General features: G+C 61.1%; 12 protein-coding genes and 1 pseudogene. 5 read left to right on the top strand and 8 right to left on the bottom strand.

Annotation, left to right across the window (positions count from 1 at the left end; all coding sequences use genetic code 11):
- Positions 1–29: 29 nt before the first annotated feature.
- The 3 genes from Q0K23_RS01680 to Q0K23_RS01670 all read right to left on the bottom strand — a co-directional run bounded on the left by Q0K23_RS01680 (position 30) and on the right by Q0K23_RS01670 (position 2,611).
- Positions 30–1,379 (bottom strand): NAD(P)H-dependent oxidoreductase, encoded by a 1,350-nt coding sequence (locus tag Q0K23_RS01680; protein WP_294517084.1) that lies wholly within the window; start codon positions 1,377–1,379, stop codon positions 30–32.
- Entirely contained in the window at positions 1,376–1,927 is a 552-nt protein-coding gene (locus tag Q0K23_RS01675; RefSeq protein WP_294517082.1) for a PadR family transcriptional regulator, read from the bottom strand. Before Q0K23_RS01675 ends, Q0K23_RS01680 begins: the two co-directional genes overlap by 4 nt.
- Before the next feature lie 120 nt (positions 1,928–2,047).
- Positions 2,048–2,611 (bottom strand): TetR/AcrR family transcriptional regulator, encoded by a 564-nt coding sequence (locus tag Q0K23_RS01670; RefSeq protein ID WP_294517078.1) that lies wholly within the window; start codon positions 2,609–2,611, stop codon positions 2,048–2,050.
- Between the two features lie 171 nt (positions 2,612–2,782).
- On the opposite strand from Q0K23_RS01670, the gene Q0K23_RS01665 reads away from it, so the two are divergent.
- Complete coding sequence (locus tag Q0K23_RS01665) at positions 2,783–4,669, top strand: cation-translocating P-type ATPase (RefSeq protein WP_294517076.1); 1,887 nt, start codon at positions 2,783–2,785, stop codon at positions 4,667–4,669.
- A gap of 142 nt (positions 4,670–4,811) precedes the next feature.
- Here the strand turns inward: Q0K23_RS01665 and Q0K23_RS01660 are convergent, their stop codons facing one another.
- Positions 4,812–5,357 carry a flavodoxin family protein gene (locus Q0K23_RS01660; protein ID WP_294517074.1) on the bottom strand — a complete coding sequence of 182 codons (546 nt, stop codon included), beginning with the start codon at positions 5,355–5,357 and terminating at the stop codon, positions 4,812–4,814.
- Positions 5,358–5,500: 143 nt separating this feature from the next.
- Here Q0K23_RS01660 and Q0K23_RS01655 point away from each other — a divergent pair, with 143 nt between their 5' ends.
- Positions 5,501–5,848: a helix-turn-helix domain-containing protein gene (locus Q0K23_RS01655; RefSeq protein ID WP_294517072.1), complete on the top strand. Its 348-nt coding sequence runs from the start codon at positions 5,501–5,503 to the stop codon at positions 5,846–5,848.
- A gap of 19 nt (positions 5,849–5,867) precedes the next feature.
- Entirely contained in the window at positions 5,868–6,131 is a 264-nt protein-coding gene (locus tag Q0K23_RS01650; RefSeq protein ID WP_294517057.1) for a TIGR04076 family protein, read from the top strand.
- A gap of 72 nt (positions 6,132–6,203) precedes the next feature.
- Here Q0K23_RS01650 and Q0K23_RS01645 read toward each other — a convergent pair whose 3' ends face one another.
- Together Q0K23_RS01645 and Q0K23_RS01640 are read right to left on the bottom strand one after the other, a co-directional pair.
- Positions 6,204–7,022, bottom strand: a complete 819-nt coding sequence (locus tag Q0K23_RS01645; RefSeq protein ID WP_294517055.1) for an MBL fold metallo-hydrolase — start codon at positions 7,020–7,022, stop codon at positions 6,204–6,206.
- 68 nt (positions 7,023–7,090) lie between these two features.
- Positions 7,091–9,967, bottom strand: coding sequence for a glycoside hydrolase family 3 N-terminal domain-containing protein (locus tag Q0K23_RS01640; protein ID WP_294517053.1), 2,877 nt, complete (start codon positions 9,965–9,967; stop codon positions 7,091–7,093).
- Positions 9,968–10,197: 230 nt separating this feature from the next.
- Between Q0K23_RS01640 and Q0K23_RS01635 the strand changes: the two genes are divergently transcribed.
- A complete protein-coding gene (locus Q0K23_RS01635; RefSeq protein WP_294517050.1) occupies positions 10,198–10,830 on the top strand; it encodes a TetR/AcrR family transcriptional regulator in 633 nt (210 codons plus the stop codon).
- A 185-nt stretch (positions 10,831–11,015) separates the two neighbouring features.
- Here the strand turns inward: Q0K23_RS01635 and Q0K23_RS01630 are convergent, their stop codons facing one another.
- The gene (locus tag Q0K23_RS01630; RefSeq protein WP_294517048.1) at positions 11,016–12,611 is read right to left on the bottom strand and encodes an ABC transporter ATP-binding protein; all 1,596 of its coding nucleotides are present in this window, start codon (positions 12,609–12,611) and stop codon (positions 11,016–11,018) included.
- Positions 12,612–12,887: 276 nt separating this feature from the next.
- On the opposite strand from Q0K23_RS01630, the gene Q0K23_RS01625 reads away from it, so the two are divergent.
- Positions 12,888–13,847: a radical SAM mobile pair protein B gene (locus Q0K23_RS01625; RefSeq protein ID WP_294517046.1), complete on the top strand. Its 960-nt coding sequence runs from the start codon at positions 12,888–12,890 to the stop codon at positions 13,845–13,847.
- Between the two features lie 27 nt (positions 13,848–13,874).
- Here the strand turns inward: Q0K23_RS01625 and Q0K23_RS01620 are convergent.
- Positions 13,875–14,018 (bottom strand): annotated as a pseudogene (locus tag Q0K23_RS01620) (IS3 family transposase); the annotation flags it as partial.
- Positions 14,019–14,020 lie beyond the last annotated feature (2 nt).

Genomic DNA, 14,020 nt, shown 5'->3' with positions numbered 1-14,020 from the left:
AAAACCTCCTGCTGCTTGCGTTCTGACTGTCAGCCACGCTTCACCTGGTCGATGACCTTCTGATAGGGCGCCACCATGGCCTGGGTCATCTTGCCCTTGGCCTGCTTCTGCACCGACGGGATGGCCATCAGGGCGCCCACCAGCTTCATCTGCAGGATGCGCTTTTTCTGCTTCTGGGGGAAGTCATAGATGCCGTGCTGCTTGTAGAACTTGTGGTCGGCCTTCATCAGGCCCTGCATGACGTAGATCAGGTCCCGGAAGATCTTCATGCCGCCCACGCCGTAGAAGTTGGCGGGACGGGTCAGCTTCTTCTCCATGGCAAAGGCCAGGTTCTCCGCCAGAGAGCGGATGTTCCCGGCGGTGTCCCCCTCGTCGGTGGCCACGCCGGCCAGGTAGTTGCCCCCCACCTCGGCCCGGCCCTCCACGATCATACGCAGGTTGGGCTCGTACCGGTAGTCGCCGCTGATGAGGTAGGCGATGGGGGTGCCGTGGGTGACGGTGCGGTGGCCGTTGCAGAACTGCCGGTCGTCAAAGCACTTGAAGCTGGAGTGGGTGTAGTGGTCGGAGATGGTGAAGGCGTACACAAAGCCGTCGGCGGTCTGGATGGTGTTGCGCAGGAATTCGTCGAAGCCGTCCTTGTAGACGCATTTGCCGGTGATGGCGCAGCCGAAGCAGCCCAGGCACCCGCCGCCGAAGGGGAAGTCCCGCAGGTTGACCACCCGGCTCTCGCAGGGCAGGGCGGCGCGGAAGTCGGCGATCATGTTGGCCAGGTTCTGGTCGTCGGGGGCACAGTTGGTCACGATGACCACGTCCTTGCCGGCGGTCTTGGCCGCCTGGGGCAGGGCGGGCTGATAGACGGCCTTGTCCCGTGCCGGGGCTTTGACCGGCGGGGTGACGAACAGGCCGTGTGCACAGGAGAAGATGAGCTGGTCGAAGAAGTCCCGGGCCTCCTTCTGCCCCTGCTCACTGAGCAGGTCCTCCATGTCGGCGGACAGGCCCCGGATCACCTTCATGCCCAGGTCAAAGCAGTTCTCCTCCACGTACCGGTGGGCAGTCACGTCGTAGAAGTGCTTGGAGGTGGTGATCTGGCTGGCGAATTTGCCGCTCAGGTCCACTCCGTCGGCCTTGATGAGCTCGATGAGCCGGTGGAGCTGGTAGGGGGCGATGAAGGTGTAGACCGGGTAGCAGAACAGAACCAGATCGGCCTGTTCCAGGGCGGCGCGGACGGGGGAGAAGTCCTTTTCACAGGCCTTGATGCGCTGTCCCACAGGCAGGAAGGTGAAGCTGTGCTCCGGGTGCAGGGCCTGCAGGTAGAGGGCGGTGTGGACGGTGGCGGAATTTTTCCCCTTGGGGCTGGCGTTCAAAACGAGAATGTTCATGGCTGTTCCTCCAATTCACAGAGCAGGCGGCGGTACCAGTCCCGCTCAAACTGGGCGGCGGCAATGCCGTACTCGATGGTGTATCCCTGGAAGCGAAAGATGGCGTCCCAGTCCTGTCCGGGGGGCAGGGGGCTCTCCTGGACCTGCCGGAACCGCTCCCGGATGGCCTGCAGCACGGCGGCCGTCTCCTCCATCTGGCGGATGTAGTCCCGGATGGCGGCGGTCCGCTCCTCCGGCCTGGCCAGGCCCAGGAAAAACAGCCGGGATAGCTCCATGTTTTTCACTTTATCCGCCTGCATGGGCTGGGCCACCCAGGCGGAAAAGGCGACGCGGCCTTCCTCCGTGATGGAGAAGGTCTTTTTGCGCCGCCTGCCCTGGGTGGTCTCGGCGGCGGTGATGCGGCCCTCCCGCTCCAGCTTGGCCAGGGCGGTCTGTACGCTGCCCGCGCTGTGGGAGCAGATGAGGGCCAGGTTCTGCCTGATGAACTGCTGCAGCTCATACCCGGTCATGGGGGAGAGGATCAGCAGGCCCAGCACCAGATATTCCATAGACGCCTCCAAATATATCGAATAGAGATATTATACGGCGGACGGACAGTCCAAGTCAACAGAAAAGAGAGCGATCGAGCGGTTTGCCCGCTGTTTTCCGGCTGAATCCCGGACCGGCTGTCACAGAACCGGCTCGATGACGGCCCGGAAATACCGGTCCAGCTCCTCCGGAGGCTGCTTCATCCGGCCCCTGCTCCACCACAGCACCATCTCCACAAAGCTGCCGGATATGTGGTTGATGAGAAAGTCCTGGGGGATGCGGGGATTGGGGGCGCGGTTCAGGCTGGCCAGCTGGGACCGCACCAGCTCATTCAGGCTGTCCCGGAAATAGCGCAGGAAGAGCTCGCTGCTCTCACAGGAGAGGAGCCCCATGATGTTCCGGTCGTTCTCCTGCAGGTGCTGCAGCAGGTGGCAGAACACGGACTCCGGCGCGCTGCCGTCGGAGTAGAGCCCGTGGGTGTGGGTGCAGTCCATGGCGCTGCTGACGATGTGGCCGAACAGCTCCCCGCACAGCTCCTTGAGCAGGTCGTCTTTGGTTTCGAAATGGGCGTAAAAAGTGGTGCGCCCCACATTGGCGGCGTCGATGATCTCCTGCACCGTGATCTTGCTGTAGGCCTTCTCCGCCAGCAGGGCGGTGAAGGCGGAAAAGATCGCCGCTCTCGTTTTTTGCTGCCGTCTGTCCATACAAGCTCCCTTCGTACAAATCCGCCCAAATGTTCGGTAGAGAACATGTGGGCCCAATCATCCGTTGCCTTTCCCGCGGCATGTCCCTACAATAAAAACGAACAGAGTGTTTGCTATCAAATTGATTGTACGGAAAGCCTCTGTATCTGTCAAGCAGAGGGAGGAAGAAGGATGATAAAGAGAGTCAGCGATGTTCTGGCCGGACTGCCCATGACCATTGTGGCGGGCGTGTTTCTGCTGTTCGACCTGGTACCCCACCTGATGGGGGAGACGGGCGGACACCCGGGCATCCTGCCCTTTGATCCGGCCTGGGTGACGGTGCTCATCAGCGGCATCCCGCTGCTGTATCTGGCCGTCTGGCGGATCATACACAACCCCGGCATCAGCAAGATCTCCTCCGCGCTGCTGATCTGCATCGCCATGTTCGCCGCCATTGCCATCGGGGACCTGTTTGCGGCGGGCGAGGTGGCCTTTATCATGGCCATCGGGGCGCTGCTGGAGGAGGCCACCACCGAGCGGGCGAAAAAGGGCCTGAAGCAGCTGCTCAGCCTGGCCCCTGTGGAGGGGCGCAGGCTGTCCGGCAGGCGGGAGGAGATGGTGCCGGCGGAGGAGATCCGGCAGGGGGACCTGCTGCGTATTCTGCCCGGCGAGACCATCCCGGTGGACGGAGAGATCGTCAGCGGCGAGACCTCTGTGGACCAGTCTATTATGACGGGGGAATCCCTGCCTGTGGACAAGGGCGTGGGGGACGGGGTGTTCTGCGGCACCATCAACCGCTTCGGGGCCATTGACATCACGGCCACCAGGGTGGGGGAGGACAGCTCCCTCCAGACCCTCATCCGCATGGTGCGGGAGGCGGAGAGCAGACAGGCGCCCATGCAGCGCCTGGCGGACCGGTGCGCCAGCTGGCTGGTGCCGGTGGCGCTGCTGATCGCCGTGGCCGCCTACCTGGGGACGGGGAACATCATCACGGCCGTCACCGTGTTGGTGGTGTTCTGCCCCTGCGCCCTTGTGCTGGCCACGCCCACCGCTATTATGGCGGCCATCGGCCAGGCGACCAAGCACGGCGTGATCATCAAGTCCGGCGAGGCCCTGGAGAAAATGGGAAAGGTGGACACCATCGCCTTTGACAAGACGGGCACGCTGACCTATGGCCGGCTGGAGGTCAGCGATGTCCTGCCCTTTAACCCCGCGGTCAGCGCGGCGGAGCTGCTGACCCTGGCCGCCGCGGCGGAGTCCAGAAGCGAGCATCCGTTGGGCAAGGCCATCGTGGCCCGGGCCAGGGAGGAGGGACTCGACCTTCCAACTTCCGACGGGTTCCGGATGACGGCAGGCAAGGGGGTAAGCGCCCGGGTGGAGGGCAGGGCGCTGCTCTGCGGCAAGGAGGCCTTCCTTGCGGAAAGCGGCGTGTCCCCTGACGGCGGCGTCCGGGATACCCTGGAGAGACTGCGCGTGCAGGGGAAGGCCTCCGTCCTGGTGGCGGAGGGGGACCGCTGTCTGGGCGTGATCGCCCTCTCCGACGTGCTGCGCCCGGAGGCAAAGGACATGGTCTCCCGCCTGGCCGGGATGGGGACCCGCACCGTTCTGCTCACCGGCGACCACAGGACAACGGCCGCCTATTTTGCCCAACAGGCCGGAATTTCCGATGTCCGGGCGGAGCTGCTGCCGGAGGAGAAGGTGGGGAGCATCCAGGAGCTGCGGCGCGGGGGATGCAGGGTCTGCATGATCGGCGACGGGGTCAACGACGCGCCGGCGCTGAAGACCGCCGACGTCAGCGTGGCAATGGGGGGCATGGGGAGCGACATCGCCGTGGATGCCGCGGATATCGCCCTGATGCGCGACGATCTCTCCCGCATCCCCTACCTGAAGCGCCTGTCCGACGCCACGGTAAAGACCATCAAATTGAGCATCACGCTGTCCATGTGCATCAACTTTGTGGCCATCATTCTCTCCCTCCTGGGAATGCTGACGCCCACCACCGGGGCCCTGGTTCACAATGCCGGCTCCTGCTTTGTGGTGCTGATCGCGGCCCTGCTCTACGACAGGAAATTCGAGTGAGCCGCCTGTTACGGAGACCCGGGGCTATCCGGGGACGGAGGGCAGAAAGCCCGCCCACGGCGCAGACGCGCCGGGGCGGGCTTTCTGATGTGCATCGGGCAGACAAAATCGGAGGGCCGCCGGGCAGCGGAGCGGGAGGACATCAGATCTTGTCGGCCAGGGCGGCGGCCTTCCGGCAGCCGTCGGTTTTCTCAATATCGCCGGGCTTGAGGACGCCGGGCACCAGCACCTCGCCCACCATCTTCCACTTGTTCAGCGCGGCGGTGCGCTCCATGGGGACCCGTACGCCGTCCAGCACGGACAGGTCCTCCTCCTCGCAGCAGGCGATCAGGGCGCACTCCTTTCCGGCTATGTCCTTGCCGCCCACCACCAGGGAGTAGATCCGGTCGATGACCCCCTTGATCTGGGCGGGGATGGAGTACCAGTAGACCGGCATGGTGAAGACGATGGCGTCGGCCTCCAGGATGGCCGGGGCGATGGTGTTGAAATCGTCGTCAAAGGTGCAGGCCTTCCCGGTGCTGAAGCAGGTCTCACAGGCCCGGCAGCCGCCGATCTTCATCATGGCCGCGTCAAAACGGGTCACGGTGTGTCCCTTTGCCTTCGCGGCCTTGATAAAGCTGTCGGTCATGGCAAAGCTGTTGCCGTTCCTGCGGGGACTGCCGGTGATCACAACCACGTTCTTGCTCATAATGCTCCTCCTTGTCTGTGTGAGATTGACTTTCTTCTCACCTGATATTACAATCATAGCAAGAACTGGCAAAAGAACAAGTACGCACATTTTAGTGCGATACTTGCATCGAGGTTTGGTACTTACCAAAAGGAGAGTGTCAAATGGGAGAGGCAGAAGCGTACAGAGCCTGCATTTCCACCGCCAATCTGGCGGATACGGGTTTCAGCTATACCCTGTCGCTGATCAGCGGGAAGTATAAGATGACGATCCTCTACACCCTCATGTGTTTTGGGGTGGTCCGGTTCAACGAGATGAAGAAGTATATCGGTGGGATCTCCTACAAGACCCTCAGCGCCACCCTGAAGGAGCTGGAGGCGGATCAGCTGGTCCACCGGGAGGAGTATCCCCAGATCCCGCCCAAGGTGGAGTACAGCCTGACGGAGCGGGGAAGGTCTCTGATCCCCATCCTGGACCAGATGTGCGACTGGGGCGAGCGAAACAGACTGTGAAACGGAAGGAGGGGGCCCTGTGGAGAGACCCAAGATCCGCCTGACCCTGATCGACCGCAAAGGCCCCTGCGGCTGCCATCGGGGGCACCGCGTGGGGGACACGTTCGATTTTGACACGGAGCGGGGACGGCTGTGTCCCATGGCCATGCATGTGGCATTCCCCTATATCGACATCCTGCGGTATGGGGGCGCCATACCGGGGCAGCCGGAGGGCACGGCGGTGTTCTGCTGCCCTGATGTGGATGTGATCAACGTGTTCAAAATCGAAAAGATAGAGCCGTAGACGCATGCCCTGCGGAAGAGCGAAAACCGGGACCGCCTCTTGACGGTCCCGGTTTTTGCTGCGCCCATGTCCTTAAGCCTCTTCTACGACAGCGCGGAGGCCGGTCCGATCCCGGCATATCCGAAGGCTCTCCCCGTTTTCAGGCGCGTATAGCCGGAAATCCATTTCCCGGGCAAAGGCCCGCAGCTCCGCCCTGGACAGGGTCCAGTGGTTCATGTCCTCCATGTGGGTGGCCACGATGAGGGCCGAGGGGAGGGCCTGGTGGAGGGCCAGAACATCCTCCTTTCCCATGTTGACCCGGTGCTGGCAGCCCATGTTGCCCCCGGCATTGGCCAGCACCACATGGGGGCGGAAGTCACGGAGCGCCTGTTCCACGCCGGGGCACCAGACGGTGTCCCCCGTGGCGTAGAGGCAGGGCTCGTCCGGAGCGCGGAACACCACCCCGGATACGCTGCCCAGCCGGTCCAGGAGATCTGCCTCCCAGTTCCCGTGGCGCCCGGGGATTCTGGTCAGGGTCACCCCGGAAAAGGCCGTGTCCCGCCCCAGCACCCGGACCTGCCGGAAGCCGTAGTATTGCAGGATCTCCAGGTCCCGCTGGTTCTGGGCAAAGACCGGACTGTCTCTGGGGAGCAGCCTGGCCGCCGCCTGGTCAAAGTGCCCCGGATGGAGGTGGGTGATGATGACCCCGTCCGCGTCCAAGAGGGCCTCTGCCGGGCAGGGCAGGTCGCACAGGGGATTGCGGGTCTCGGGACGGACCCGGCTGTGGCAGGGGGGCAGGGCGCCCCTGGGGGAGAGCATGGGGTCCAGGAGGAACCGGACGCCGGCGTACTCCAGCAGGACGGTGGCGTTGCGGATCTGTGTCAGCTTCAGAGCAGTCACCTTCTTTCCCAAAAATCCGGCCGCCGGCGCCATGCTCGCCGGCGGCCGGATTTTTGCAGGGGGTCCGGCAAAGGGGGAAATCAGCGCATCGCGGCGCTGTCCCTGCGCTTCCTGTAGCTTTTCAGCACCAGGACCTCCAGGCCGATGAGCACCACGGCGGCCGCGGCGTCGGCGATGTAGAGATAGGTCCGCCAGCCCACGCCCTGCTGGCCCTGGTAGTCCTCGTCGTAGAGATAGCTCTGCACCACGGTGTACATCACGTTTTTGCAGGCGCGGCGCATGTCGGAGACAGAGGAGGGATTGGTGCGGTCGGTGACGAAGTTGGGGCCGCCCTCCACGGTGGCCAGCATGCCGTCCACCCCATTGGCCAGGGCGGCGTCGGCGTTCATGAAGCCATGGCCGTTGTTGCGGAAAAAGTCGGTGATGGCCATGCCGCGGAAGCCCCACTCGTCCCGGAGGACCGTGTTCATCAGGCTGCTGTTTTCGCCGGTCCACTTGATGCCCAGGAAACTCCAGGAGACCATGACGGCGTTGGCGTTTCCTTCTTTCACGCAGATCTCAAAGGGCTTCAGATAGATCTCCCGCAGGGCCTGTTCGTTGGTCCAGACGCACACCATTTTGCCGTTGAAGTCGTAGGCGGCGAAGTGCTTGATGTAGGAGTAGACCCCCTTGCTCATGGCGCCCTGCACGGCGCCGGAGGCGATGCGCCCGGCCAGCACGCCGTCCTCGGAGAAGTACTCGTAGTTCCGCCCGCCGAAGGGGCTGCGGTGGGTGTTCATGGCCGGGGCGTACCAGCCCTGGATGCCCATCTCCACGCACATCTGGCCCATGGTCTCGCCCCACTGGGTGGCCAGGTCCTTGCTCCAGGTGTTGGCGATGACGATCTCGATGGGGAAGCCCAGGGAGCCGTAGCCGGTGAAGTTGTTGTTGATGGCGGCCGGGCCGTCCATGTCAAGGGTCTGGGGCTTGCCCACCGACTCCATGGCGGGCGTCTGGTAGCCGCACAGGGCGATCATATTGGCCATGTCGTCCACGGTGAGCTGGTCCAGCAGCAGCTCCCACTGGGGGTCGTCATAGTCCAGGCCACGCATGTCCGCCAGGGTCAGGCCGTTGTCCGCCCCGGTGGTGGGCATGACCGCGTCGGGGTCCAGATAGGTGCCGGGGTCAAAGTTGCTGTTCAGGTGGTACTGCGCCACCAGCTCCTGGGACATCTCCGTGGAGGCGGGGGCGGCGGTGGCCCGGTCGTAGTTGGCGAAGTGGTCGGCACGGGACAGGTACTCCACGTCGCCGGCACAGTCATCAAACCGGTTGGTGGCGGTGAGGTCGTCGCTGGCCCGGCCCTCCTGGCCGTCGTATACGATTTTGGAGGACAGGGTCAGGGCCTTCTGGTCCAGGATGGTGTGGGAGTCGCTGTTGACGGAGATGACATACTCCCCCGGGTCCAGGATGTAGGCTCTGGCGTCCCGGTAGTCGTAGGAGGCCATGTCCTCTAGGGCAAAGGTGAAGGAGATGGTCTGGCTCTCGCCGGGCTGGAGGAGTCCGGTCTTTTCAAAGTCCAGCAGGTTGGCCACCGACTTCTCCACGCCGCCGTTGAGATAGGGTGGGTTGTAGAAGACCTCCACCACGTCCTTGCCCGCCACAGAGCCGGTGTTGGTGACGGTGACGTCAAAGGAGAATTCGGTGTCGGTGACGTCCAGCTCGCTCATGGTCTGGGAGAAGGTTGTGTAGCTCAGGCCGTGGCCAAAGGGGTACTGGACCTCGGCATCGTAGTCGATGAGGCCCTCGGCGGCGGCCGTCTCGTAGAACTTGTAGCCCACGTAGATGCCCTCCACGTAGTTGGTGAAGGAGGGGTAGTAGGTCTGGGACACGCCGGAGTTCATGCCCTCCACCGCCAGCTGCTCCATGTTGGAGTAGTGGTAGTCCTCGTAGTTGTTCCACCAGGGGGCGTTTTTCAGGTTGTAGGCAAAGGTGTCGGTGCTCTTGCCCGAGGGGTTCACCGTGCCCCGCAGGATCTCGCCCAGGGCGGTGAAGCCCACGTTGCCGGGGCCGGGGCACCACAGCACCGACTTGATCTGCTCATAGTCGTCCACAAAGCCCAGCTCCATGGGGTTGCCGCTGTTGAGCAGAAGGATGACGGTGTCGAAATTGTCGCAGACCATGTCGATCATGTCCCGCTCAGTCTGGGAGAGCTGGAGGTAGTGGTCGTCGGGCTGGAAATCGTCGTACGCGTCGGAATTGTTGTCGTAGCCGGCCTCGGACATGGCCATGGGCATGTCGTTGTGTCCCTCGCCGGCCAGGCGTGCCAGGGTGATGACCGCCACGTCGGAGAATTCTCTGGCGTTGTCCAGCATCTCCTGGGGGTAGGTGCTCACCGGGGGCTCGTACAGGGTCCAGGACTGGGTGGTGATGGTCATGTCGGGGCGCTGGGAGGAGTAGGCGGTGTAGAAGTCCAGCAGCTCCTGGTTGACCGCAAATCCGGCCTGCTCCAGCCCCTGCTGGAGGCTGACGATGTCGTACAGGGCGTTGATGCCGCCGGAGCCGGTGCCGCCGTAGATGGGGTTGGCGCTGGCCCAGCCGAACAGGTTCAGGCTGGTCACGTCGGTGAGGGGCAGGGTGTCGCCGTCGTTCTGCAGGAGGACGAAGCCCTCCTCGGCAATCTGCACGGCGGTGTCCTCAGCGGTGTCCAGAGTACCGTCGCTGATCTTCACCTGTTCCACCAACACCAGGTCCAGCAGGGCGGAGACGCCGCCCAGCATGATGCCGTTGACGGCCAGCACAGCGGCCAGGGCCATGGCCAGACCGGCCTGGGCCCGGACCAGGAACTTCTGAGGCCGGGGCCGCCCCCGAACGGCGATGAGCACGATGATTCCCACCAGAAGGACAATGCCCAGCGCGATGAGGTAGGGGGCGCAGTTTTGCAGCACGCTGATGACGTCTTCCATTTCGAAATTGATCATGAGGTTCCCTCCTAAACCAGTTTTTCTGTCCCGGTCCCTTCCGGAGGTCGGGACCTCTTCTGAGAAAAATTATACAGATCAGGCCCTGAATGATAAGAGCAGTTTGGACAAAACTGTACAGTCCTGGACGAAACAGGGGAACTTGTCCAGCAGGTGAACAAAAATGACAATTCCGTACTTTCCTTGACAGTGTGTACAGCTGTGTGGGATAATGACCCTGAGGTGGTAGTATGGCGAACGCACGATCCGGCCGGGAGGACCGGCGGGTGACCTTTACCAAAAACGCGATCAAGGACGCGCTGCTGGAGCTGATGGGGGAGAAGGGCTTTGAAAAGCTGAGCATCAGCGCCGTGTGCGGGGCGGCCCAGATCACCCGCACCACCTTTTACAGCCACTACGACTCGCTGGACCAGGTGCTGGACGAGCTCATCGACGAGGCCTTTGAGGTGGCGGAGTACTCCTCCACCACGCTGTCCATGACCATGCCCCAGCGGCTGAACTACCTGGCCCAGTTTGACACGGTGGAGAAGCTGCGGGAGCACAACAGCGACCTGCCCACCTGCCAGCGTATCGCGGATACGCCCAAATACCGTGTCCTCTTCCAGGACAGGACCATCTCGGAGTACATCAAGAACAAGCTCTTCCGCATGATGAAGCCCAGCGTGGTCCCGGATATCATGGAGTACTGCCATATCTCCCAGGACCAGGCGGAGCGGATCTTCCGGTATATGCTCGCCGGGTCCTACGAGGTGAACAGCGCCCTGAACTGGACCAAGAACGACGCGTGGTTCGCCTCCCGTCTCACCATTCTGCGGATGGAGACGGCTGGGCTGGAGGCCATCCGGGCGGCCAATGCCAGATGAGAAAAAATCAAACCGGTTGAACCGGAGAGAAAATACACAAAAAATGCAGGAAATTACCGTGCGGTAATTTCCTGCATTTTTTTGAGTCCCGCAGCCCACCCGGGCGGAGAACTCAGCAATGGAGCGCTCCGTTTTCCGCAGCGTCTCCACGGCCCGCCGGACGCGGTACTCCGTTTGAATTTATGTTACTGGGCGCCCAGCGTGACGACGCCGTCGAACAAGTGCAGCTTTTCCTCTGTAAACTGATGGGACACAACCAGCAGCAGCTTTCCGGAGATGGACAGGAGCAGATCTTCAATCCGCTTTGCGGTGTTTTCATCAAGATTTGCAAGCGGTTCGTCAAGGATCAAAACGCTGGTATCGCGCAGCAGCGCCCGCGCCAGACAGATGCGCTTTTTCTCGCCGCCGGAAAGGTTGGCCCCATTTTCTGTAATAACAGCGTCCAGAGACTGCGGATTGGCAAACCGGTCGAGGCCGAGGCTTTTCAGCGTCTCCATGAGCGTGTCGTCCCCCATATCGCGGTACATCGTCAGATTGTTCCGCAGCGTGTCGTGAAACAGGACTGCCTCCTGCCGGACCACAGTCATAGCCGAATAGGTGTCGCTGTACTGGGAGATCGGTAGGCCGTCGAGCATGATCCTGCCGCTTGTCACGTCGTAATAGCGCAGAAGCAGGTTGACGGCGGTTGTCTTTCCGCAGCCGCTGGGGCCTTTGATCAGATACTTCCTGCCCATCTGAGCGGTAAAGCTAAAGTTCTGCAACAGCAGCCGGTCGCTGGTATAGCCGAAGGAAACGCCGTCATAGCAGATCTCTTTTTGGATACAGGGCAGAGATTTTGAATGCGTGCCCCCATCGCTCTGGGAGAGAAACTGTGCCATAGCAGCACAGGAGGGTTTGACGGCAATCAGCTGACGGATGATTTCGGCCAGAGAGATGAGAGGGTAGGAGAGCTGGTCGATCATCCCGATTGCCACAAAGAAGTCGCCTGCTGAAAACGCGCCCGACAAGACAAGCCATGCGGAACAGGCGAGGACGATGAAATAGGACAAGTAGGAAATCAGCGTCGTAATCAGCTGCGCCGCCGCGCCCAGAACCGTGTCACGGAGGAGCTTATCCATCGCCCATGTATTTGACTGGTCAAATCTCAGGAGAATTTGCTGCTCAATGGAAAAATTCTTAATGATTTCAAAACCGCTGAGCCAATCGCTTACCTTTGCCAGATTGTCCTCAACCGCTTTCAGATATTCCGTCTGGGCCTCTTGCAGACGCTTTTCGATGAGCTTGGGGATATAAAGGGGCGTGGTCAGAAGCAAGAGCGTAATCAATGCGATTCGCCAATCCAAGATGAACAGGGCCAGGCTGACAAAGACGATTTTCAGCAGGATCTCCCAAAACAGGGGAAGCATCTGAAAATAGCGGGAGTTTATCATGTCGGCCTCGTTGGTATACTTCGCCACATACGCCCCCTGCTGCTGCTCTTTGTAAGTGACATAGTCTTGGCGGAGGATGCGCTCAAAGATATCGTGCTTCAGAAGCCGCATACAACCGACGGAAAACCTTGCGCTCAGTCTCTTATAGCAGTAGTAGAACAGCACCTCGCCCAGGATGAACCCGATCAACAGGCCTCCGTTTTGTATGGTCGCCGTGATGTCTCCGGCAATCGCGTAATCCAGAACACCGCCTTTGAAGAACTGCAATATGACCGCAAAGACTGTGCTGATGAGCACAAAAACCAAAGCCCCTATATAGCAGGCGCTGTTCTTTCGCTGATATTTCTGCATTTTTATTATCCTTTCTACTGTTTCCCTTTTCCGAAAACGATAGAAGGATAGGCTGATTATTTCCTTCTACCGTTTAGAAGGAAATCCGACGTTTCACCATAGGGGAGGACCTCCTGTGCAATTGCATTACCTGACAACATACAGGCGTAAATTCCGCCTGGCGGCAGAGGCGGCCAGCCGGAACGCAGGCAAACCGCCCACTTGAATCCTGATTTGTTTTCAGTATAATGATTATACGAATGACGATTTGGCATGTCAACACAGGAGGCGAGCGGGATGGCAGAAATCATGGAGCAGGGCATTCTCATCCGGGATGTGGACACAAAAAACATCATGACCAAGTCAAGTCTGCCGGTGGGGGGATACTCGGTCAACCCCTATGTGGGCTGTACCCACGGCTGTAAGTACTGTTACGCCTCTTTTATGAAGCGCTTCACCGGCCATACCGAGCCGTGGGGCATGTTCCTGGACGTCAAACACTGGCCGGAGATCAGGGACTCCCGGAAATACCGGGGGCAGCGGGTGGTCATCGGCTCGGTGACCGACGGGTATCTGCCCCAGGAGGCGCGCTTCGGGAACACCCGCAGGCTGCTGGAGCAGCTGAAGGACAGCGGCGCGGAGATCCTTATCTGCACCAAGTCCGACCTGGTGGTCCGGGATATCGACCTGCTCCGGGAGATGGGAAAGGTGACGGTCTCCTGGTCCATCAACACCCTGGACGAGGGATTCCGGGCGGACATGGACCGGGCGGTGAGCATCGAGCGGCGTCTCAGTGCCATGAAGCAGGTCTACGACGCGGGCATCCGCACCGTCTGCTTCATCTCCCCGGTGTTCCCCGGTATCACCGATTTCGAGGCCATCTTCCATCGGGTCAAGGACCAGTGCGACCTGGTGTGGCTGGAGAATCTGAACCTGCGGGGCGGGTTCAAGGGGGAGATCCTGGACTATATCGGGGAAAAGTACCCCCATCTGACCGACCTGTATCACGCCATCTACAGCAAGGGGGACCGGAGCTATTTCCGGGCTCTGGAACAGAGGGCGGAGCAGCTGGCCGGAGAAAACGGCTGCCCCTTTGTGGACAACGAGTTGCCCTACGGCCGGGCGGAGCCGGGCCATCCGGTGATCGTGGACTATTTCTACCACGAGGAGATCCGGGGCTCGCAGAACACAGGAAAGAGGAATGGAAGAAAACAGAGGCCGCCGGAGGAGGACCGTGAAGTGCCCCAAAAAGGTTAGACAATAATTGAACGTAAGAATTGTTTCAGCAGCCGAAAGGGCTTGTTGCCTGTGAAGAGCAGGCGGCAAGCCCTTTCGCTTTGCCTTGATACGGTGGTTATTGCAGTAATTCAGGTAAGCGGTCAGCTCCAGCTTGAAGTGTTCCATGGATTCGAATTCTTGCAGATACAGCT

The organism is uncultured Pseudoflavonifractor sp. (assembly GCF_944387275.1).
GTDB classification, from domain to species: domain Bacteria; phylum Bacillota; class Clostridia; order Oscillospirales; family Oscillospiraceae; genus Pseudoflavonifractor; species Pseudoflavonifractor intestinihominis.
The sequence above is the reverse complement of the archived record's forward strand: the minus strand, read 5'-3'. Positions and strand labels throughout refer to the sequence as shown.